The sequence below is a fragment of the Agrobacterium tumefaciens genome (assembly GCF_009649785.1).
Classification (GTDB): domain Bacteria; phylum Pseudomonadota; class Alphaproteobacteria; order Rhizobiales; family Rhizobiaceae; genus Agrobacterium; species Agrobacterium tumefaciens.
In genome coordinates this window covers 1-20947 of sequence record NZ_WJOK01000026.1, presented here as the reverse complement: position 1 = coordinate 20947, position 20947 = coordinate 1, and the positions used below count along the sequence as shown (strand labels likewise).

The 20947-nt window shown below is 58.8% G+C and carries 21 protein-coding genes; 8 read left to right on the top strand and 13 right to left on the bottom strand.

What is annotated here, in order from left to right:
- Position 1: 1 nt before the first annotated feature.
- The 5 genes from thiO (at position 2) to GH784_RS22450 (ending at position 3418) form a co-directional block, all read left to right on the top strand.
- Positions 2–1006 (top strand): glycine oxidase ThiO, encoded by a 1005-nt coding sequence (thiO, locus tag GH784_RS22470; protein ID WP_065703429.1) that lies wholly within the window; start codon positions 2–4, stop codon positions 1004–1006.
- A complete protein-coding gene (thiS, locus tag GH784_RS22465) occupies positions 975–1172 on the top strand; it encodes a sulfur carrier protein ThiS (protein ID WP_003516823.1) in 198 nt (65 codons plus the stop codon). Before thiO ends, thiS begins: the two co-directional genes overlap by 32 nt.
- A gap of 4 nt (positions 1173–1176) precedes the next feature.
- On the top strand, positions 1177–1950 hold the full coding sequence (locus GH784_RS22460) for a thiazole synthase (RefSeq protein WP_065703431.1): 774 nt from the start codon (positions 1177–1179) through the stop codon (positions 1948–1950).
- Positions 1951–2011: 61 nt separating this feature from the next.
- Positions 2012–3016: a P1 family peptidase gene (locus GH784_RS22455; protein WP_065703433.1), complete on the top strand. Its 1005-nt coding sequence runs from the start codon at positions 2012–2014 to the stop codon at positions 3014–3016.
- A 3-nt stretch (positions 3017–3019) separates the two neighbouring features.
- Complete coding sequence (locus GH784_RS22450) at positions 3020–3418, top strand: winged helix-turn-helix domain-containing protein (RefSeq protein ID WP_153793818.1); 399 nt, start codon at positions 3020–3022, stop codon at positions 3416–3418.
- On the opposite strand, the gene modC is transcribed toward GH784_RS22450, so the two are convergent.
- From modC to GH784_RS22430, 4 genes are all read right to left on the bottom strand, one after another.
- Positions 3387–4463, bottom strand: coding sequence for a molybdenum ABC transporter ATP-binding protein (gene modC / locus GH784_RS22445; protein ID WP_065703439.1), 1077 nt, complete (start codon positions 4461–4463; stop codon positions 3387–3389). The two genes, GH784_RS22450 and modC, sit on opposite strands and share 32 nt — an antisense overlap.
- Positions 4460–5167, bottom strand: a complete 708-nt coding sequence (modB, locus tag GH784_RS22440) for a molybdate ABC transporter permease subunit (protein WP_003516834.1) — start codon at positions 5165–5167, stop codon at positions 4460–4462. The genes modC and modB overlap by 4 nt, the downstream gene beginning before the upstream one ends.
- Before the next feature lie 56 nt (positions 5168–5223).
- Positions 5224–6015, bottom strand: coding sequence for a molybdate ABC transporter substrate-binding protein (modA, locus tag GH784_RS22435; protein ID WP_065703441.1), 792 nt, complete (start codon positions 6013–6015; stop codon positions 5224–5226).
- Between the two features lie 131 nt (positions 6016–6146).
- The gene (locus GH784_RS22430) at positions 6147–7430 is read right to left on the bottom strand and encodes an NAD(P)/FAD-dependent oxidoreductase (protein ID WP_065703443.1); all 1284 of its coding nucleotides are present in this window, start codon (positions 7428–7430) and stop codon (positions 6147–6149) included.
- 130 nt (positions 7431–7560) lie between these two features.
- Between GH784_RS22430 and GH784_RS22425 the strand changes: the two genes are divergently transcribed.
- Together GH784_RS22425 and GH784_RS22420 are read left to right on the top strand one after the other, a co-directional pair.
- Positions 7561–8472: a LysR family transcriptional regulator gene (locus GH784_RS22425; protein ID WP_013636833.1), complete on the top strand. Its 912-nt coding sequence runs from the start codon at positions 7561–7563 to the stop codon at positions 8470–8472.
- A gap of 116 nt (positions 8473–8588) precedes the next feature.
- Entirely contained in the window at positions 8589–8825 is a 237-nt protein-coding gene (locus GH784_RS22420) for an Lrp/AsnC ligand binding domain-containing protein (protein ID WP_003516842.1), read from the top strand.
- 309 nt (positions 8826–9134) lie between these two features.
- On the opposite strand, the gene GH784_RS22415 is transcribed toward GH784_RS22420, so the two are convergent.
- The 3 genes from GH784_RS22415 to epmA all read right to left on the bottom strand — a co-directional run bounded on the left by GH784_RS22415 (position 9135) and on the right by epmA (position 11827).
- Positions 9135–9323 (bottom strand): hypothetical protein, encoded by a 189-nt coding sequence (locus tag GH784_RS22415; RefSeq protein ID WP_003516843.1) that lies wholly within the window; start codon positions 9321–9323, stop codon positions 9135–9137.
- A 378-nt stretch (positions 9324–9701) separates the two neighbouring features.
- A complete protein-coding gene (locus GH784_RS22410; protein ID WP_065703445.1) occupies positions 9702–10766 on the bottom strand; it encodes a lysine-2,3-aminomutase-like protein in 1065 nt (354 codons plus the stop codon).
- Positions 10763–11827 (bottom strand): EF-P lysine aminoacylase EpmA, encoded by a 1065-nt coding sequence (epmA, locus tag GH784_RS22405; protein WP_111828571.1) that lies wholly within the window; start codon positions 11825–11827, stop codon positions 10763–10765. Before epmA ends, GH784_RS22410 begins: the two co-directional genes overlap by 4 nt.
- Positions 11828–12077: 250 nt before the next feature.
- On the opposite strand from epmA, the gene efp reads away from it, so the two are divergent.
- Positions 12078–12647, top strand: a complete 570-nt coding sequence (efp, locus tag GH784_RS22400; protein WP_003516849.1) for an elongation factor P — start codon at positions 12078–12080, stop codon at positions 12645–12647.
- Between the two features lie 112 nt (positions 12648–12759).
- Here the strand turns inward: efp and GH784_RS22395 are convergent, their stop codons facing one another.
- The 6 genes from GH784_RS22395 to GH784_RS27310 all read right to left on the bottom strand — a co-directional run.
- Positions 12760–14202, bottom strand: a complete 1443-nt coding sequence (locus GH784_RS22395) for an efflux transporter outer membrane subunit (RefSeq protein WP_065703449.1) — start codon at positions 14200–14202, stop codon at positions 12760–12762.
- A gap of 149 nt (positions 14203–14351) precedes the next feature.
- Positions 14352–17441, bottom strand: a complete 3090-nt coding sequence (locus tag GH784_RS22390; protein WP_065703451.1) for an efflux RND transporter permease subunit — start codon at positions 17439–17441, stop codon at positions 14352–14354.
- Between the two features lie 53 nt (positions 17442–17494).
- On the bottom strand, positions 17495–18697 hold the full coding sequence (locus GH784_RS22385; RefSeq protein WP_003516855.1) for an efflux RND transporter periplasmic adaptor subunit: 1203 nt from the start codon (positions 18695–18697) through the stop codon (positions 17495–17497).
- 198 nt (positions 18698–18895) lie between these two features.
- Positions 18896–19555: a TetR family transcriptional regulator gene (locus GH784_RS22380; RefSeq protein WP_013636828.1), complete on the bottom strand. Its 660-nt coding sequence runs from the start codon at positions 19553–19555 to the stop codon at positions 18896–18898.
- A 2-nt stretch (positions 19556–19557) separates the two neighbouring features.
- The gene (locus GH784_RS22375; protein ID WP_065703452.1) at positions 19558–20508 is read right to left on the bottom strand and encodes a phosphoribosylaminoimidazolesuccinocarboxamide synthase; all 951 of its coding nucleotides are present in this window, start codon (positions 20506–20508) and stop codon (positions 19558–19560) included.
- Positions 20509–20748: 240 nt separating this feature from the next.
- A partial coding sequence (locus tag GH784_RS27310; protein WP_210251788.1) for a hypothetical protein occupies positions 20749–20947 on the bottom strand: 199 nt, incomplete at its 5' end.

The following is a 20947-nucleotide window of genomic DNA, read 5'->3' as shown; positions in this document are numbered from 1 at the left end:
CATGCGTGTCCTTGTTAAGGGAACGGGGGTCGCCGGTCTGACGGCGGCCTTCGAACTGGCGCGGCGCGGCGCAACCGTGGAGGTTTCGGAGCGCAATGCTGAAGCCTCGCGCGGCGCATCCTTTTATGCGGGCGGAATGCTGGCACCCTGGTGCGAGCGTGAAAGTGCGGACGAGGCGGTACTAACGCTCGGCCAGGCGGCTCTCGACTGGTGGGATGAGGCGACCCCCGGCCTTGTCATCAGACACGGCACGCTGGTCGTCGCGCCCGCCCGCGACAAAGCCGAGCTTTCGCGTTTCGCATGCAGAACAACTGGATACCAGTGGGTGGATGAGGGTGAAATCGCCGCTCTGGAGCCTGACCTTGCCGGGCGGTTCCGCTCCGGGCTTTATTTCGCGGGCGAGGGGCATCTCGATCCGCGCCTTGCGCTCAAATCGCTGCATACGCGGCTTTGCGGCTTGGGCGTGCGGTTTCATATGGGTATTCCGGTGGATGAGCAGCCGTTCGATCGGGTGGTGGATTGCACCGGCGCTGCGGCGGTGGGCGAGATTGCCAATCTTCGCGGCGTGCGGGGAGAAATGCTCTATCTAGCCACGTCAGAGGTTTCCCTGTCGCGCGCCGTCCGGCTCTTACATCCGCGCATTCCGCTTTACATTGTGCCGCGTGAGCCGGGTCGCTTCATGGTGGGGGCCACGATGATCGAGACAGAGGATGCCGGAGCCATTTCAGCGCGCTCGATGATGGAGTTTCTGAACGCCGCCTATGCCGTACATCCGGCCTTCGGCGAAGCGGAAATCATCGAGACCGGAACGGGCGTGCGCCCCGCCTATCCCGACAATCTGCCGAAAGTTACGCAGGACGGCCGGACCGTCTTCATCAACGGCGCCCACCGGCATGGCTTCCTGCTGTCGCCGGCGATGGCGCGGCAGGCGGCTGAAATCGTCTGCCAAGATATCTCTGGAAAGGAACAGGATCATGAAACTTCTGGTGAATGGCGACGAGCTTGATCTCGCCACCGAGACGCTGGCCGGGTTACTCACCAGCCTCGATTATGAAGGCGAGTGGCTGGCGACGGCGGTCAATGGCGATCTGGTGCATTCGGAAGAGCGCGCCGATTATCGATTGAAGGCGTTCGACCGTGTCGAAATCCTTTCGCCGATGCAGGGAGGTTGAGGCCATGCTGACGCTTTATGGCCGTGAGGTCTCGTCGCGCCTCCTGCTCGGCACGGCGCGTTATCCGTCTCCCGCCGTACTTGCCGATGCAGTGCGGGCCAGCAACACGGATATTCTGACGATTTCGCTGCGTCGGGAAACGGCAGGCGGCAAGAAGGGTGGCCAGTTTTTTGAGCTGATCCGCGAGCTGGATCGTTCCATTCTGCCCAATACGGCTGGCTGCCATACCGTGAAGGAAGCGGTGCTGACGGCGAAGATGGCGCGTGAGGTTTTTCACACCAACTGGATCAAGTTGGAGGTCATCGGCCATCACGACACCTTGCAGCCCGATGTGTTTGCGCTCGTCGAAGCGGCGAAAATTCTCTGCGACGATGGTTTCGAAGTCTTTCCGTATACGACTGATGATCTTGTCGTGGCGGAAAAGCTCCTGGATGCGGGTTGCAAGGTGCTGATGCCCTGGTGCGCGCCGATCGGCAGCGCCATGGGGCCGCTTAATCTGATGGCGCTGAAATCCATGCGGGCGCGTTTTCCGGATGTGCCGCTGATCGTCGATGCCGGTATCGGCCGGCCGTCACATGCGGTGACGGTGATGGAGCTTGGTTACGATGCCGTTCTGCTCAACACGGCGGTCGCGGGGGCGGGTGACCCGGTCGGCATGGCGGAAGCTTTCGCCCGCGCCATTGAGGCCGGGCATCAGGCTTTTGTGGCGGGGCCGCTGGAGCCGAGAGATATGGCCATTCCCTCGACACCGGTGATTGGCACGGCGGTATTTTCCTGATTCACCTTTTGCGTTGACAGTGCCCCGTGGCGGCGGGATACCGGGAGAAAAGGGGAACGGCATGGCGGCACGCAATAATCTTCTGACGGATATCAATGGGATTTTGGTCGGCAATGTCACCGATCTTGCACTCGGCTCCGGCGTCACCGCAATCGTTTTCGAAAAACCCGTAATCGCCTCCGGTTCGGTTCTTGGCGGGGCGCCCGGTGGTCGTGATACCGGCCTGCTCGACCCGGCGATGACGGTGGAAACCGTGGATGCCTTCGTACTTTCAGGCGGTTCGGCCTTCGGGCTGGATGCGGCGGGTGGTGTTCAGGCCGGTCTGCGCGAGATCGGGCGTGGCCTGCAAGTCGGTTCCACCCGTGTTCCCATTGTGCCGCAGGCGATCCTCATGGATCTGTTGAATGGTGGCAACAAGGAGTGGGGGCTGCATTCGCCCTATCGCGAGATGGGCTATGCAGCTTTCAGGGCGGCGCGTGCGGAGCCCTTCGGGCTTGGAACAGTCGGCGCGGGAACGGGGGCGACCACCGCCACCTTCAAGGGCGGACTTGGTTCGGCAAGCGCTATCAGTTCCGGCGGTTACAAGGTGGCGGCCATCGTCGCCGTCAATGCGCTTGGCTCGGCAACCGTTGGCGCCAGCCGCCATTTCTGGTCTGCGCCTTTTGAAGAGCAGGGCGAGTTCGGCGACTGCGGTTTTCCTGATCGTTTCGAACCGGATCATACCGCGCTTCGTCTCAAGGGCGTCAACCTCACCGCGACGACCATCGGCGCCGTGGTCACCGATGCCGTCCTTACCAAAGCGCAGGCGCACCGCCTTTCCATCATGGCGCATGACGGGCTGGCGCGCGCCGTGCTGCCCGCCCATCTGCCGAGCGACGGCGACACCATGTTTTCGGCTGCGACCGGTGAGAAGCCGCTTGAGGGCGGCGCTCATTTCGCGGAACTCTGCCATCTCGCTACCATCGTTATGGCACGCGCGGTGGCGCGCGGTGTTTACGAGGCGACGGCTCTGCCGCAGCACGGTGCGCAGAAAGCCTATCACGATCTTCATGGCCGGGGTTTCTAGCCGATGAGCAATATACATCAGCCACTGAAGCCCGTTCTCCGCATCGATTTTCCGCCCGGAGATCGTCTCGGCCACGGTAAGATCGAGTTGATGGAGCTGATTGTCGAGACCGGCTCGATATCGGCCGCCGCGCGAGCGATGGACATGTCCTATCGCCGTGCATGGCTGCTTGTGGATGCGCTGAACCATATGTTCAGGCAGCCGGTGATCGAATCCCAGCGGGGCGGCAAGCAGGGTGGTGGGGCCGCGCTGACCGCATTCGGTGCCGAATTGCTTGAACGGTATCGCAGCATGGAAAAGCGGATGAATGAGGCCCTGCGCAAGGATATAGACTGGCTTGAGGCCAACCGCAATCCGGATGCCGCCATCACTAATATGGATCGAGAGCCGCCGACTTTATGATCGCGTGTACCGGTTTCCCGGGTTCCAGCTGGAGACGTTCGCGCGACAGATCGGTGATGCGCGACTGGATAATATCGCCGCCGCAATCCACCTGAACGGTTACCATGCCATCTTCGCTGGCGGAGATACCGGCAATATGGCCTTCGAGGATGTTAAGTGCGCTCAGGCCTTCGGGTTTTGCCGTGGCAAGCATGACGTCACGCGCTGGTATCAGCACGCGTGCCGGGGTGCCGCGTGTTCCTCTTTTTGCTGGAACCTGCAGGAGCGACGAGCAGAGCCTTACGGCAGCAAGCCCGTGACTTTCATCGAAGCTTTCGATGTGTCCCGAAAGGATGCTGCCCGCTTCTCGTCGCTCAAGATGTGCGCTGAAATCCGACCGTGACAGCACGTCGGCCGCTTTTCCCTGTGCCTCCACCTTGCCGTCCTTCATAACAACTATGCGGTCGGCAAGGCGGGCGACTTCCTGGATGGAGTGGCTGACATAGACGATCGGGATTTTCGTCTCGTCGCGCAGCCGTTCCAGATAAGGGATGATCTCGGCCTTTCGTTCCTCGTCCAGTGAGGCGAGCGGTTCGTCCATCAACAGTAGTCTGGGCGATGACAGGAGTGCGCGGCCGATGGCGACCCGCTGTTTTTCACCGCCGGAAAGCTTGTTCGGACGACGCTGGAGAAGATGGCCGATGCCAAGCATATCGATAATGCGGTTTTCATTCGCCCGCTCAGATTTTTCCGTAGCGAACCATTTGCCGTAGTTCAGGTTCTGGGCAACGCTGAGGTGAGGAAACAGCCGCGCGTCCTGAAAAACATAACCAAAATGGCGCCTGTGCGCCGGCAGGAACAGGCGCTTTCCGCTATCGGCCAGCACTTCGCCATCGAGCGATACCTGACCACTATCTGGTCGCATCAGACCTGCGATGATGCGGATCATCGACGTTTTACCGGAGCCGGAGCGTCCGAAAAGCGCCGTGATGCCGCCATCAGAGGTGAATGACGCGTTGAGTTCGAAGGAGCCGAGGCGGTGGCGGGTGGAGACAGAAAGCGTCATTCCATGCTCACCCGTTTGCCAATGATGCGGGCCAGAAACTCGGAGACGAGCAAGGCCAACATGGAAATCACGACGGAAACGATGGTCAGCCGCAATGCGCCTGCATCGCCGCCCGGAACCTGCGTGAAAGTGTAGATGGCAGCGGACAGCGTCTGGGTTTCGCCGGGAATATTGGAAACGAAGGTGATGGTCGCGCCGAATTCGCCCATGGCCTTGGCAAAAGCGAGGATCATGCCCGCGATGATGCCGGGCAGGATCAGGGGAAGCGTGACGGTGAGGAACACCCATAGGGGACTTGCACCCAGGGTTCCGGCCGCCTCTTCCAGCTTGCTGTCCACCGCTTCGATGGAGAGGCGGATGGAGCGCACCATCAGCGGAAACGCCATGACGGCGCATGCGAGCGCCGCCCCCGTCCAGCGAAAGGAAAAGACGATGCCGAACCAGCTGTCTAGAAACTGGCCGATGGCGCCTCTGCGGCCGAAGAGGACGAGCAGCAGAAAGCCGGTGACGACGGGCGGCAGAATGAGCGGCAGGTGGACGATGCCGTTGAGCAGCGACTTGCCCCAGAAGCGCCCGCGCGCCAGCGCGACGGCAACCGCAATGCCGAAGGGCAGGCTGGCGAACATGGCGATGGAGGACACCCACAGGCTGAGCCTGATCGCCGTCCATTCTTCAGGGCTGAGTGTCCACCAATGCAAAGCCATATCCTACAATCGTCATCTCTCGCGGTCCCGCACGGGATCGGGCCGCGAGACGCAGTTTATTTCAAAACGGTAAAGCCTTGCTTTTCGAAGAAGGGCGTAGCTTTGGCGGACTTCAGGAAATCCAGATAGGATTTTGCCGCCGGAGATTTTGCTTCCGAGAGAATGGCGACGGGGTAGATGATCGGCGGATGGCTGTCTTCCGGGAAGGTGCCGACGATCTTCACGCCCGGATCGGCGGCCGCATCGGTCTGGTAGACGATGCCATAGGGCGCTTCGCCGCGCGACACGAGCAGCAACGCTGCGCGCACGCTTTCCGCGCCGGCGACTTTCTTTTCCACGGATGACCAGACGCCGAGCTTTTCCAGCGCAGCCTTGCCGTATTTACCCGCCGGAACGGAATCGACCGCGCCCATGGCCAGTCGGCCATCGCCCACCAGTCCGGCGAGATCGAAGTCCTTTTTGATATCGACCGGCTTGGCCTTGTCGGCCGGGGCGACGAGAACGATGCGATTGCCAAGAAGATTGGAGCGGCTTTGGACGTCGATCAGCTTCTTTTCGGCAACATAATCCATCCAGGCGAGGTCGGCGGAAATGAAGATATCCGCCGGTGCACCCTGCTCGATCTGTTTGGCGAGTGCGGAGCTTGCGGCGTAGGACACGGTCGCTTCATTGCCGCTTTCCTTCGCCCATTCGGCATTGATCGCATCAAGTGCGTTTTTCATGCTCGCGGCAGCAAACACCGTGACTTTTTCGGCGGCATGGGCGGGAACCACAGCAAAGGATGCAGCCACCCAGAAGGATGTTGCTGCGGCGATGGTTTTGAAGAAGGTGCGGCGTAAGAGTCTCATGGTGTGTTCCCCCGGCTCGAGATATCCTGATGAATATATCGATAGGCCTATAGGGCAATCATTATATTTTCAAGAATATATCGATGCCGTTTAAAAAAGCCGCCACGACCGGCGGCTTTCGGCCTGGTTGATCAGAAGCGTTCACCGGTGAAATGGGCAATCTGTGCGCCCGCCTCGTAATAGGCTTCCTTCACTGCCCGGAAGGCCAGCGCTTTTGGTTCGGTCACGGGAAGAGGCAGGTCGTTTTCGGCGATATCACCGAGAATATGTTGCGCAATCACCTTGCCGAAGGCAGTACCGGGTGCGATGCCGCGGCCATTATAACCGGAAAAACCGACGACATTTTCCGCGAATTTATGGAAACGCGGCACGGCATTGTCCGTCATGCCGATCTGGCCGTACCATTCGCATTCGAATTCCGTCTCGCCCAATTGCGGGAAAAGCCGCTTCAGCGATCGTTTGGCCCATGCCCGGTGAATGGCGGCACCCGTGCTGCGCAAGGCGCCGACGCTGCCGAAGACCAGCCGACCCGCTTTGTCCATGCGGAACGAGGAGAGGATTTCCTTTGTATCCCAGCAACCTTCTCGGTTCGGCAGGATACTCTTTTGCAGATTGTCGCTAAGCGGTCTGGTCGCGAAGTTGAAGTAGGGCAGGTAGGTCTGTTCGTCGCGGACGATCTGCCACGGCCCGGTGCTGTATGCTTCGGTGGCGACCACGATCCAGTTGGCGGTCACCGATCCCTGCGGCGTTTTTACCACCCATTTTCCACCACTACGTTCGGTCGCTACGACGGGGCTGGCGGTGTGCAGCCGTGCTCCTGCCTTTTGCGCGGTGGCAGCCAGACCACGAACATAGGCAAGCGGCTGAAGCGTGCCCGCGCGCGTATCGAAAAGTGCGCCGGAATAGGCGGTGCTGCCGGTGTGTCTTGCCGTTTCATCGGCATCGAGAAGGCGGACGGGAGCGCCTCTGGCTGCCCATTGTTCGCAGCGCTCGCGAATTTCGGCGAGCCCTTTTTCACCGACGGCGCAGTGCAATGTGCCATTCTTTTCTATCTCGCAGGGAATCGCGTGTTTTTCCACCAATTCGCGCACCAGCAACGGCGCATCACCCAGAAGGCTGAGAAGCCGTTCCCCGTAGGTTTCGCCCAGCACGCCGGGCAACTCCCTCGGCATGACCCACATGCCGCCGTTGATGAGACCGACATTGCGGCCGGCGCCGCCGAAGCCGATTTCCCTGGCTTCGAGAAGAACGACATCCATGCCCTTTTCAGCAAGATGAAGGGCGGCGGATTGTCCGGTGAAGCCGCCACCGACAATCACCACATCGGCAACCGCCTCGCCTTGCAGAGCAGGCGTTGCGGGCGGCTGCGGCGCGGTCTTTTCCCAGAGGCCGTGCGAGCGGGGGTCATTATACATCGTTCCACCATTTTCCGGGCGAGTTCATTTGTTTTCCGTATGAGTCACAAGCCCTTGTTTATGAGACTTTACAAGCGGCCTCACCTGTTGAATATCGACATATCGTCAAGAGTTCATTCCGTGAGGGAATATGGTTCTGCCGCCTCGGCGCTTCTTACCGTCGCTTTCACTTCTTGCGGCCTTTGAAGCCGCCTCGCGCACGGGCAGCGTGACCGCGGCTGCGAGAGAACTCGGGCTTACTCAAGGCGCGGTCAGCCGGCAGATCCTCGCGCTTGAGGAGCAGCTTGGCGTGGCGCTGTTTCTGCGCGAGCGGCAGACAATCCGGCTCACCCGGGCGGGAGAGGGTTATGCGCGGGAAATCCGGGAGGCCCTGCGGCGAATATCGACCGCGTCGCTCAATCTGCGCGCCAATCCAGATGGCGGCACGCTCAATCTCGGTGTTCTGCCAAGCTTTGGTACGCGCTGGCTGGTGCCGCGTCTTCCCGATTTCATTGCCCGACATCCGGGCGTTTCGGTCAATCTTCTTACGCGTTCGTCGCTGTTCGATTTCCGTACCGATACAGTCGACGCGGCGATTCATTTTGGTTTGCCGCATTGGCCGGGTACCGAACTCGTTTTTCTGATGCATGAAACAGTCATTCCGGTGTGCAGTCCCGCTTTCAGGGAGCGCTACGGGCTTTCACAGCCGGGCGATCTGCTGCATGTGCCGCTGCTGCACATGACGACTCGGCCGGACGCCTGGGAACAATGGTTTCGCAGCCATGATGTGGTTTTCGACAATGTGCATGGCATGCTTTTCGATCAGTTCACGACGATTGCCGAGGCGGCGAGCGCCGGGGTCGGGGCATCGCTCATTCCGTCCTTCATGATCGAGGAGGAGTTGCGAAGTGGCCGGCTTGTCGCGGCGGTTACCGGCGAGGTGGAGAGCGAAGAGGCCTATTATCTCGCCTGCATGCCCGATCGCGCCGGTTACGCTCCGCTTGAAAGTTTTCGAAGCTGGATCGTTTCTCAGGCCGCGATCGGGGCTGGTAGCAGCGGATGAGACTTTTCTGCCTAAACCGGCAGGCGGTCTTGCAAGACCGGCGCGGCTAAGCCAATAGTGCGCCATGACGCATGGCGAAGAGCCACGCACCACAAGTTCCAATACGGGAGATGTCCGTGAAGCCCATTTTTGTCCAGCTTCAATGCGAGCCCGGCAAGACCTATGATGTCGCCGATGCCATCTATAAAACGGAGCTGGTTTCCGAGCTTTATTCCACCAGCGGCGAATATGATCTGATGCTGAAGATCTATCTTCCACAGGAAGAGGATATCGGCAAGTTCATCAACCAGAACATCGTCAACATTCCGGGCATCGTCCGCTCGTTGACGACGCTGACCTTTACCGCGTTCTGACGCGCGTCTGGGCGGCGAGAGAGTCTTTTCAGCACTAGGATCTGGGCTGGCTGGTTTCCTGTGACAAGCACAGAAACGAGGAGAGGTGGGAGTTCTAGGAGCGCGTGGCTTTTGCACTCCAATCCGGATTTGAAAAAGCTATTTCACCTTAGTGCAGGGCGTATTGATACACCCGGTCGTGGTTTATGACAGACCAGTGGACGGATTGTCAGGCAATAGAAAAGCGCGCCATCGACCCGGTATTCTGGATCCGATATTGGGCGCACTTTGGTTTTGAAAGGTCCGTGAGCGGGTGATGGGTTTCCCGCATCAGGCCGCGGCCAGGTTCCGGCTGCGCACGAGATTGCGAATTGCAATCCGCACATCGTCGGCGCTGTCGAACTTCTGTTCGTCCAGGTCGTGGACGTGGAACTTCACCGCGATGAACTTCAGCCGGTCGTTGTCCGGTATGACGATGCCGACGGGTTCGCCAGCGAATTCAATAACTTGCTTTTGCATAGGTATACTCCCGCTGTGGCTCATTAACACAGCATGTCGTCGAACTGATTTTCAGAAAATTGAGACCGTCAGGTCACATTCGACAGCAGCGGGAACACGTGGATTTAAATCCAGCATTCCAGGACTCAAGACCAAGGATTGCGTTGATGCGAATATATTTTGACATGACACACTCCCTGTATTGGTGTTGATCCGGAATCAGGAGACTCGCTCTCCAGTTCCACACTGATAATCCAGACCACCATTAAAATCAATGCTGATTGTTATAGGTAGAATATTTTTCTTTATGATGACAGGAGGGGGGCGGAAATGTGAAATTTTTGTTTTCGTTCGACGCCGCTTTGAAAAGCCCGGCACGGCGGGCTTTTTACGCTTTTTTTAAACGTCGCCGGATGCAGGCGGCGGGTAAATATGATCGTTTCCGTTGAAGTCCGAGACGGAGTAGCAGCCATCGCGGGTTTTTTCGGCCGCATTCGGGCCGATCGTGGCCTTGCCGTGACCGCCCGGAATGTCGAGAACGTAGGTCGGCTGGCAAAGACCGGAGACATGCCCGCGCAACGCGGAAACGATTCGCTGACCTTCTTCTATCGTCAGCCGGAAATGGCTGGTGCCGGGCGCAAGGTCGGGGTGGTGCAGGTAGTAAGGCTTGATACGGTTCTCGACAAAGGCGCGCATCAGTTCGGCGAGAATTGCCGAATCATCGTTGATGCCCTTCAAAAGTACGGTCTGGCTGACCATGGCGATGCCGGCATCGATCAGGCGCGCGCAAGCACTTCTGGCTGCTTGCCCAAGTTCGCGTGCGTGGTTGGCGTGCAGGGCCACATAGGTGGTTTTGCCGCTGGCCTTCAATGCTTCGATCAGCGGCCCGTCGATTCGTTCGGGATCGACGACCGGTACACGGGTGTGGAAGCGAACGATCTTGACGTGCGGTACGTCTTTCAGCCGCGTCATCAGGTCGGACAATCGCCGCGCCGAGAGTACCAGCGGATCGCCGCCGGTGAGGATGACCTCCCAGATGGCCGGGTTGGCTTTTATATAGTCGAATGCGGCGTCCAGCTCTTCCGGGCTCATCATGCCGTTGCCTTGCGGCCCGACCATTTCGCGGCGGAAACAGAAACGGCAATAGACGGGGCAGACATGCACCGCCTTCAAAAGCACCCGGTCCGGATAACGGTGGACGATGCCATGGACGGGACTATGTGCACCGTCGCCGATCGGATCGTCCCGTTCTTCGGGAAGGTGGACGAGTTCGGCTAGGTCCGGCACGAATTGCCGCGCGATGGGGTCCTGCGGATCGCCGCTGTCCATCAGATCGGCCATTGTCGCTGTGATGGCTAACGCGTAACGCTGCGTCACCGCGCGCACGTCCTCGAGCGCCTCGGTCTTGATCAACCCCGCCTCAACAAGTGCTTCGGGTGTCTTGATGGTTTCAAGCCTTGTCATCGTCCGTATTCCGCGACGGGTGCCCACATGACCAGATCGATTCGGGGCGCGCCGGTTGCCAGCATCACTAGTCGGTCGAAACCGAGTGCTATGCCGCTTGCCGGCGGCATGATCGCCAGCGCCGCCAGAAAATCCTCGTCCAAAGGATAGGTCTCGCCGTAAACCCGCTGCTTCTCAACCATCTCCATTTCGAAACGCCGTCTCTGCTCAGTAGCGTCGGTCAATTCGCCAAAGGCATTGGCAAGTTCCACGCCACACGCATAAAGCTCGAACCGTTCCGCCACCCGCGCATCCCCAGGCGATTTGCGGGCAAGCGCAGCCTCGCTTGTGGGGTATTCATCGAGAATGGTGGCGCGGCCGAAGCCCAGTTCTGGTTCCACCCGCTCCACGATAACGCGGCTGAACATATCCGCCCAGGTGTCGTCCTTAGCCACACGAATTCCGGCATTGGTGAGGCTCGCGGCAAGGTGCTGGCTATCCGTCTCGCCGTTTCGGTCAATCGTCGCCAGAAGATCAATTCCCGCATAGCGATCGAAGGCTTCCGCGACGCTCAGACGTTCCGGTTCGAGGAACGGATCGACGCTGCGGCCACGATAGGTGAAATTGTTTGTTTTGGCGGTTTCCGCCGCCAGCGCCAGAAGATTGGCGCTGTCCTTCATCAGGATCTCGTAGGTTTCTCCTACCCTATACCATTCCAGCATCGTGAATTCTGGGTGGTGCAGGGGGCCTCTTTCCCGGTTTCGATAAACATGGGCGAAACAGAAAATGCGTTCTTCACCGGCCGCGAGCAATTTCTTGCAGGCGAATTCGGGCGAGGTGTGGAGATAGAGCGGAGCGGCGTCGCCGGCCGGCGTCAGTCCCTGGGTGGCGAAGGCATGCAGATGTGCCTCGTTGCCAGGAGAAATCTGCAATGTGGCGGTGTCGACCTCTAGAAAGTCCGCGCGCGCGAAATAGCTGCGAAATTCCGACTGGATCGCGTTGCGTCCAAGCAGAAAGGGGCGGCGGTCGGCATGGACGTCGGGCGTCCACCAGGGCGACATTGTCTCGTTGCTTGAGCCCATCTCTTTTTTCTTTTCCGTCTTACCTGCTGGCCTTGTTACGGATAAACGGCCCGCAAAACGCCTGATCGCATCATTTAAAGCAATTCCGGGCGGAAAACCGCTAGGCACTCTTCCGCGAATTGCTGTAGAAGGCTGGCAATTCGCGCGGATTTAAGGTAGTTGCGCCCCAGAAAAAAGACAAAACGTCTGCCGGGCCGGTGCTATCGCGCAGTCCTTTACGACGCATTTCATCGAGTTACAAGGAAGTCATATGGTCAAGGTTATCGCCTCATCCGTCCGCAAGGGCAATGTTCTCGACGTGGACGGCAAGCTCTACGTTGTTCTCACCGCGCAGAACTTTCACCCGGGCAAGGGCACGCCGGTCACGCAGGTTGACATGCGCCGCATCGTTGACGGCGTGAAGGTCTCCGAGCGCTGGCGCACGACCGAACAGGTTGAGCGTGCTTTCGTCGAAGACCTGAACTTCCAGTTCCTTTATGAAGATGGCGAAGGCTTCCACTTCATGAACCCGGCAAACTACGATCAGGTCGTTGTCGATGTCGAGACGATGGGCGACCAGAAGGCCTATCTGCAGGAAGGCATGACCTGCGTTCTTTCCATTCACGAAGGCAATCCGCTGGCTGTCGAACTGCCGCGCCACGTCACGCTGGAAATCGTCGAAACGGAACCGGTTGTGAAGGGCCAGACGGCTTCTTCTTCCTACAAGCCGGCAATTCTTTCCAACGGCATCCGCACCATGGTGCCGCCGCACATCGACGCCGGTATCCGCGTGGTCATCGCGACGGAAGACAATTCCTACGTCGAGCGCGCCAAGAACTGAGCCTGACGGCAGGTTAAACAAAAAGCACCGGGCGACCGGTGCTTTTTTGTGTCTGGAATACAAAAAAAGCCCGCGTCTCGACGCGGGCTTTTCATTTGCCTTGAGGCGTTTCTTACATGCCCTTTGCAGCGACCACGGTTGGGCCAGCGGACTTCTTCGGGACAGGCTGGCCAACGGCATAACCGCCGCCGAGAGCCACGTTGAGCGATACATAATCCTGCGCGGTCGTCTGGATCGCCGTTGCAAGGTTTGCCTGCGCATCGGAGACCGACCGCTGGGCATCCAGAACGTCGAGCAGAGACGACGCACCGTCACGATAGCTGGCTGTCGAGAGCTGCAGCGCTTCCTGGTAGGATGAGACAGTCTTTCTCAGCGCGTCGACGGTACGCTGGTCGCGATTGATGGCGGCCAGGGCGTTTTCGACTTCTTCAACCGCGTTGAGAACGGTTGCCTTCCAGACGAGATATTGCTCGCGTGCTTGCGAGTTCGCGATGTCGACATTGGCGCGCAGTCTGCCACCATCGAGGATCGGGAGAGTGAGGCTCGGACCGAAGGACCAGCTATTGGCCGTTCCCCTGCCGCCGCCACTCAGGAAATTGTAGCTCGGGGTGATCGCGCCACCAAGCTCGATGCTTGGATAAAGCTGTGCCTCGGTTACACCGATCGTGGCGACCGCAGCGGCGAGATTGCGTTCAGCGACGCGGATGTCCGGACGGTTGCGGATCAGGTCGGCCGGGATGCCGGTGCGGGGAACTGCGCGCGCAACAGGCTGGCGTGCGCCCTTCTGCAGCTCGGCGATGAGCGACGAGGCCGGCATGCCGAGCAGGGTCGCGATGCGGTGGGCTGACTTGCGGAAGCTGGTTTCGAGGCCGGGTATCTGCGACAGCGTTGAATTGACCAGACCTTCGGACTGGACGACATCGAGACGCGAGGCCGCACCCGCTTCGAGCTGCAGCTTCGTCAGATCGAGCGTTTCGCGGCGTGAACTCAGGTTCTGGCGGGCAATCGCCAGGCGCTCCTGATAATAGCGCACGTCGATATAGGCCGCGGCGACTGAGGAAATCAGCGTCAGGCGCTGAACGTCGACGGTGGAGTACGCGGCGTCGAGCGAAGCATCGGCGCTTTCCGTTGCCCGGCGATAGCGACCGAAAAGGTCGAGGAACCAGGAAACGCTAAGGCTGCCGTTGGACACGTTGGTGACGGGAACGTCACGGTAGCTGCCCTTGGTCTCGCTGGTCGTGTGGCTGCCACTGCCAGTCAGGCTCGGCAGGCCGCCGGCGCCGTCCACGATCACCTGGGCCTGCGCCTGATTGATGCGCTCGATTGCCTGCATCACGGTGAGGTTCTGCGCAAGGCCGGTGGAGACGTAACCGTTCAGGCGGTTGTCGTTAAAGGCCGTCCACCATGCAACGCTGCTGATGTCGCCATTACTGGTTTTTCCGGCTTCCGCGAACTTTCCCGGCAATTGAATTTCCGGCGTCTTGTGGTCGGGTCCGACAACGCAGCCCGAAAGCAGTAGCATTGTCAGGGGAATAGTAGCGCGAATAGACAGCATATAATTTTCCCAATTCTCTGGTTGGCTTACCAAGCGCGGCTTGCTGACAAATGGGCTGCGCGGTCGATATGCCCTAGAAACGTGCGTTTGCCAAATCGGCCATATTTCTAGCAGCGTATTAACGGTTGGCACAGCCCATTTTTGTTTTGTTAACGCCTTGAAAGGCGACGAATGATGACGAAAAAGGACGGAACGAAGAAAATTCCGAGCAGTGTTGCAGAAAGCATACCACCCAGCACCCCGATACCGATTGCATTTTGCGCGGCAGAACCCGCTCCGGTTGCGATCGCGAGAGGCACGACGCCGAGGATGAAGGCGAGCGACGTCATGATGATCGGACGCAGGCGCAGCTTCGCCGCCTCCAGTGCCGCCTCCACCAGACTTAACCCGTGCTCCTGCCTCTCCTTGGCGAATTCAACGATCAGGATCGCGTTTTTCGCGGCAAGGCCGATGGTCGTCAGCAGGCCCACCTTGAAGTAGACGTCGTTCGTCTGGCCGAAGAAATGGGCCGCAGTCAAAGCGCCGAGGACACCCACCGGGACAGCCAGAATGACCGAGAACGGGATCGACCAGCTTTCATAAAGGGCAGCCAGGCAAAGGAACACGATGAGAACCGACAGCGCGTACAGCATGGGCGCCTGCGAGCCGGAAAGGCGTTCCTGATAGGAGATACCCTGCCATGCCACGGTGTAACCGCCTGGCAAGCTTGCCGTCAGACGTTCCATCTCGTCCATGGCTTCGCCGGAAGCAACGCCTGCGCCGGCGGTGCCTTCAAGCGAGATCGCGCCCGTACCGTTGTAGCGTGCCAGTGACGGCGGCGCGTTGATCCACTTCACCTCGCTGAAGGAGGAGAAAGGTACCATTTCGCCGCTGGTGTTGCGGGCATACCAGAACTTCAGGTCGTCCGGCTGCATGCGATAGGGTGCATCGCCCTGAACATAGACCGGCTTGAGCTCACCGTTCAGGGTGAAGTCGTTGACATCCCGGCCGGCAAAGATCGTCGACAGCATCAGGTTCACGGAGGAAAGATCGACGCCCATGGCCCCCATCTTTTCCTGATCGAGAATGATCTTCATCTGTGTTTCGTTGTCCTGGCTGTCGCTTCGCAGAGAGCTGATTTTTGGATTGCTTGTTGCAAGCGCAATCAGGTCCTTGGAGGTTGCGGTCAGAGCGTCGGTGCCGTTGCGGCCGCTATCCACGAGATACATGGAGAAACCGCTCGACGTGCCCATGCCCTGAATTGCCGGCGGCAAAAGCGGGAATACCTGTGCATCGCGGAAGCCGAAGAACGTACCCATTGCCCGCTGCACAATGGCGGCGGCGTGTTGATCGGGTGCGGTTCGCTCGGAAAAGTCCTTGAGCTTGGTGAAGACGATCGCGTTGTTCTGACCCGAACCGCTGAAGCTGAATCCAAGCACGCCGAAAACCGATTCGACATTGGCTGCTTCTTTTTCACGGAAGTAGCTTTCGACCTGTTTTACCACCTCGTTGGTGCGTTCGATGTTCGAACCGGTCGGTGTCTGGATGATCGTCAGCAGCACGCCCTGATCTTCCTGTGGGAGGAAGGAGCTTGGCAGTTTGGTGAAGAACCAGGCGCAGCCGCCGACGACGATCAGGAAAAGAATCGTCACGCGCAGGGGCCGTTTCAGCAGATAGCCGATCGACGAGACATAGCCGTCCGTCGTCTTGCCGAAGCCGCGGTTGAACCAGGCACCCGGTCCACGCTGCTTTTTGGTATGGTCGATGGGCTTCAGCATTGTGGCGCACAGCGCCGGCGTCAGAACGATGGCGACCACCGCCGAAAGCAGCATGGCCGAAACGATCGTGATAGAGAACTGGCGATAGATGATACCAGTCGATCCGCCAAAGAAGGCCATGGGAATAAACACGGCGGTCAGGACGAGCGCGATGCCGATGATGGCGCCGGTTATCTCGCCCATCGATTTTTCCGTCGCCTCGACCGGCGACAGGCCCTCTTCCGACATGATGCGCTCGACGTTTTCAACAACGACGATGGCGTCATCCACGAGAAGGCCGATCGCCAGAACCATGGCGAACATGGTCAGCGTGTTGATGGAATATCCGGTTATTGCGAGGATGCCGAACGTGCCGAGGAGCACGACGGGCACGGCGATCATCGGAATGAAGGTGGCGCGCAGGTTTTGCAGGAAGACCAGCAGCACGACGAAGACGAGGATGATCGCCTCGATCAGCGTATGCACCACTTTCTCGATCGACAGCTTCACGAAGGGTGTCGTGTCGTAGGGATATTCGATCGAGACGCCTGCAGGCAGCGAGCCCTCAACGGCGGTAAGCGCGGACTTGACACGTGCTGCAGTATCGAGCGCGTTGGCGCCCGTGGCGAGGTTGACCGCGAAACCGGCGGAAGGACGGCCGTTCGAGCGGGAATCACCGCCATAGGTTTCCTGGCCGATTTCGATGCGGGCCACGTCGCTCAGGCGAACGGTTGCGCCGTCCTTCTCAACCTTCAAGATGACCGATTCGAAATCGGCGACGGTGGTGAGCTGGCTCTGCGCCGTCACCGTCACATTGAGCTGTTGGCCCTGGACGGCGGGAACGGCACCGAGGGAGCCGACCGAAACCTGGGTGTTCTGGCTTTCGATGGCGCCGGTGACGTCAGCCGTGGTCAGCTGGTATTTGTTGAGCTTGAACGGATCGAGCCAGATGCGCATCGCATATTCGGAACCGAAGACGTTGATGCTGCCCACGCCTTCAAGGCGCTTGATCTGGTCTTCGACGCGCGAAGAGAACACGTCGCCGAGATCGGCCGAATTGCGCTTGCCGTCCGTCGAGATCAGCGCACCCACCATCAGAATGCTCGATGTGGAGCGGCTGACCTGAATACCGCGCTGCTGCACGGTGTCGGGCAATTGCGACTGCACGAGCTGCAGCTTGTTCTGCACCTGAACCTGCGCAATGTCAGGCAGGATGCTGTTACCGAAGGTCAGTGTCACTTCGGCGCTGCCGGTCGAGGAAGACGAGGTCATATAGGTGAGATCGTCGAGGCCGGTCATGCCGTCCTCAATGATGGTCGTCACCGATTTTTCGACCGTCTCCGCGCTAGCGCCGTTATAGGTTGCGCTGACGCGGACCGTCGTTGGGGCAATATCGGGATATTGCGAGATGGAGAGCGTCACAATTGCCAGAGCGCCGCCCAGCATGATGACGATGGCGATAACCCATGCAAAAACGGGGCGCCTGATAAAGAAATGGGCCATGGCAGTCCTGCCTTACCTTTTACGAGCTTCGACCGAGGGTTTCGTGCTCATGTTTATTTCGAGGGGGCGGCGGCAGGCGGAGCTTGCTGCGGCAGAACGACGATACCGCGATCGTCGATGGTCACTTCCACGGGCGCGACCGTCGCGCCGTCGGCAATCCACTGGAAGCCGTCAACGATGAGTTTGTCGCCATCCTTGACATTTTCCGTCACCAGCCAGGCATTGCCCGACTGCTGGCTGGACGGGAAGGTGCGCGTTTCCACCTTGTTTTCCGCGGTGACAAATTTTGCGGTCAGTTCGCCATTGGCGTTCCGGCTCGCTGCGCGCTGCGGGATGCGGAAACCCGTTTCCTTACCGATGGTCAGCGTTGCGCGAACATAGGTGCCGGGAAGCAGAAGATCGTCCGGGTTATCGAAGAGAGCACGGATGGAGAAGGTGCCCGTGGTTTCGCTCACCGCCATGTCCGACATGTCGATCTTGCCGTCATGCTTGTATTCGGTGCCGTCTTCCAGCGTCAGGTGAATGCCGGTTTCCTTGGTATCGCCGCCGAGCTGGCCCGACGAGATCGCCTTTTTCAGACGCAGAAGATTGATGCTGGATTCCATCAGATCGATGTAGATCGGATCGATGCGGCGCAGCGTCGTCAAAGCCGTCGTCTGGTTTGCCGTCACCACGTTGCCGATGCTGAAAGCGGTTGCGCTGGTGATGCCATCGAAAGGCGCGCGGACCTTGGTGAGATCGAGATTGATCTCAGCCGTTTCCAGCGCAGCCTTGGTCTGGGCTACGTCGGCTTCGGCCTGAAGCAGCGTCACCTTGGCGTTTTCATATTCGATCTGCGTTGCGCCGCTGTTGACCAGCCGCTCGTAGCGGGCAAGGTTCGCCTGGGCGCTCGGAACGCTTGCTTCGGCTTTCGCTACGCTTGCCTTGGCCTGTGCCACTTCTGCCAGATAGGTGTTGTCTTCAATCTGGTAGAGAATGTCACCCTGCTTGACCTCGCTGCCTTCCTTGAAGGGAATGTCGCGGATGATGCCAGTGACGCGCGGGCGGATTTCCGCCGTCTGGAACGCGCTTGCGCGGCCGGGAAGAACGGTGGTCAGGGGATATTCGCTCGTCTTCATCACAATGATGCTGACCGGAGACGGGGGACGCGCGGCGCCCTGGCCGGCGGTCTGGCTGCTTTCGCCGCCATCGCTGCATCCCGCGAGAACTGCGGTCATGCACAGAGAAGCAAATAGGGGTAAAATACGTCGGCTCATTGTTCTTCCCTGCGTATCGGTCGCATTCAACTATAAGCGCAGTGTCGCTCGGCGGATGCTGGTCCGGGTGCAGGGACGATGGGTAAAGGCCCTATGGGGACCTTCTTCGTTCAATCTGCTCGGACCGCCATTCGCATAGAAGCGCAGGCTTTCACGCTTCGCAAGCAATTGCGAGAAGGTGACGTAAGTTGAGAATCGTCACTTAGCAAGCGGATTGCGCAATCCTGCCTCGATTAAATCAACCAGTTGATCGCAACGTGTTGCTAAATTGCCGATATCTTCCCGTGCGATGAGGACGGGATGGATGACGCTCGCGAGTGCGTGGAGGACGGTTTCCGCCAGAGGCGGGATGTCGGCGGGGGCGTAAATTCCCTTATCTACGCCATCGCGAATAATGTCAGCCACCAGGTTTGCTATGACGGATTTGTAATAGTCACCGCACTTCATGTCCTGCTTGGCCGTCATCAGGATCATTTCGAATATATAGGGATTGTCGTTGAGGTTCTGATGGTGTTGTTCCATCAGGGTGCGGGCGAGATGGCGCAGCCTTGAAACTGGTGCATGACTTTTATCGAGCGGGTGGATTTCCCGCTCGAATGCACCGATCTGCTCAAACCCGATGGCATCGACGAGCGCATTCTTCGAATTGAAGTTCTTGAAGACGTTCGCGGGCGACATGCCGAGTGCTGCGGCGATATCGGCAATCGCCACTGCATTGAACCCACGCTCGCGAAAAAGTTCTTCGGCTTTGGCAAGAATGTCCCGCCGCGTCTCTTCGGCGGAACGGCGAGGCCGGCGCTTGACAGGAACGTCGTTCTTCCTGTCACCCTTTCTCGCCTGTTCGATCGTTTTGCTCAAGGTCAGACTCCGGGGAAAAATTGCTCCAGGTTCCGGCGTACTCTTGCCAGCGGCGTCTCACCGCTATCGTCGGGAACGAAGCTTTGTCCGGTGATGCGTTCGTATGCATCAATATATACCCTTGACGTCTGCAATACGAGTTCCCGCGGAATTTCCGGAACGTCGTCCTTATAGGGATCGCAGCGTTCGGCAACCCAGGCTCTCACGAAATCCTTGTCGAAGCTTGCCGGCCGTGCGCCGTTGCGGAAGCTCTCTTCATAGGTTTCAGCCATCCAGTAGCGGCTGCTGTCAGGCGTGTGGATTTCGTCGGCCAGAATGATCGTGCCGTTTTCATCCGTGCCGAATTCGTATTTCGTATCGACGAGGATGAGGCCCTGCTTTGCGGCAATCTCCTGTCCGCGCTTGAACAGTGCGAGCGCGTAACGGGAAAGCGTGTCCCATTGCTCCTGCGTCAGAAGTTTCTTCTCCACTATCTCGGCCGGCGTCAACGGCTCGTCGTGACCACCATCGAAGGCCTTGCTCGTCGGCGTGATCACCGGCTCGGGCAAGATCTGGTTGTCCTTCATCCCGTCCGGCAGGCTCATGCCGTACATCTGTCTCTGGCCTTTCTTATAAAGGGTCAGGATCGATGTGCCGGTGGTGCCGGCCAGATAACCGCGAACCACCACTTCGACCGGCAATATTTCAAGCCTCTTGCCGATGACGACATTAGGATCGGGATAGCTGACCACGTGGTTGGGGCAGATATCCTTCGTCTGCTCGAACCAGTAGCGTGCCGTCTGGGTCAATACCTGCCCCTTATAAGGAACACAGGTGAGGATGCGGTCGAATGCGCTGAGGCGATCGGTTGATATGATAATGCGGTTGCCGTCGGGCAGATCGTAATTTTCACGCACCTTACCACGGTAGTAATTCGGCAGCTCGGGAATGACGGCTTCATCGAGAATGCGCACGGGCTCTCCAATTCTTAAGGCTATAAGGGGCGTCGGACGCCCCAGTCTGGCTGAAACTCTTATCCGTTCCTATTGCATGTTTCCCGAAACAGAACCAGTCGGCACATACAGGAGGCTCCTCTTGCCCTCCCTGGCGGTCCACCTTGAAACTATCTTTTATTTTCATATGTTTAGCAAAAATGTCAGTTTTTTGACGATAGGTGTGTTGACTTGTTTGAGGGTGATCTCTTATAAGTCCGCTCACTGAACGAGGGCGGCGGCGCTGCTGGCGACGAAGTCTTTCGTTCTAAAGAAATCATGTTGATGAGCTGACTGCTTGTTGTTTTCCAAGGGCTTTTGCTTTTGGGGTTTGATTTTGTGACTGCATTGAGCGGTCTGTTTTTTGACAATTGAATATGAGAAGAAAGAGAAACGTGGGCGGCGAAGCTTGCGGGGTCTG

Coding starts and splice junctions, on each gene's coding strand:
- thiO (WP_065703429.1), top strand. CDS start 2: ATGCGTGTCCTTGTTAAGGGAACGGGGGTCGCCGGTCTGACGGCGGCC.
- thiS (WP_003516823.1), top strand. CDS start 975: ATGAAACTTCTGGTGAATGGCGACGAGCTTGATCTCGCCACCGAGACG.
- GH784_RS22460 (WP_065703431.1), top strand. CDS start 1,177: ATGCTGACGCTTTATGGCCGTGAGGTCTCGTCGCGCCTCCTGCTCGGC.
- GH784_RS22455 (WP_065703433.1), top strand. CDS start 2,012: ATGGCGGCACGCAATAATCTTCTGACGGATATCAATGGGATTTTGGTC.
- GH784_RS22450 (WP_153793818.1), top strand. CDS start 3,020: ATGAGCAATATACATCAGCCACTGAAGCCCGTTCTCCGCATCGATTTT.
- modC (WP_065703439.1), bottom strand. CDS start 4,463: ATGACGCTTTCTGTCTCCACCCGCCACCGCCTCGGCTCCTTCGAACTC.
- modB (WP_003516834.1), bottom strand. CDS start 5,167: ATGGCTTTGCATTGGTGGACACTCAGCCCTGAAGAATGGACGGCGATC.
- modA (WP_065703441.1), bottom strand. CDS start 6,015: ATGAGACTCTTACGCCGCACCTTCTTCAAAACCATCGCCGCAGCAACA.
- GH784_RS22430 (WP_065703443.1), bottom strand. CDS start 7,430: ATGTATAATGACCCCCGCTCGCACGGCCTCTGGGAAAAGACCGCGCCG.
- GH784_RS22425 (WP_013636833.1), top strand. CDS start 7,561: ATGGTTCTGCCGCCTCGGCGCTTCTTACCGTCGCTTTCACTTCTTGCG.
- GH784_RS22415 (WP_003516843.1), bottom strand. CDS start 9,323: ATGCAAAAGCAAGTTATTGAATTCGCTGGCGAACCCGTCGGCATCGTC.
- GH784_RS22410 (WP_065703445.1), bottom strand. CDS start 10,766: ATGACAAGGCTTGAAACCATCAAGACACCCGAAGCACTTGTTGAGGCG.
- epmA (WP_111828571.1), bottom strand. CDS start 11,827: ATGGGCTCAAGCAACGAGACAATGTCGCCCTGGTGGACGCCCGACGTC.
- efp (WP_003516849.1), top strand. CDS start 12,078: ATGGTCAAGGTTATCGCCTCATCCGTCCGCAAGGGCAATGTTCTCGAC.
- GH784_RS22395 (WP_065703449.1), bottom strand. CDS start 14,202: ATGCTGTCTATTCGCGCTACTATTCCCCTGACAATGCTACTGCTTTCG.
- GH784_RS22390 (WP_065703451.1), bottom strand. CDS start 17,441: ATGGCCCATTTCTTTATCAGGCGCCCCGTTTTTGCATGGGTTATCGCC.
- GH784_RS22385 (WP_003516855.1), bottom strand. CDS start 18,697: ATGAGCCGACGTATTTTACCCCTATTTGCTTCTCTGTGCATGACCGCA.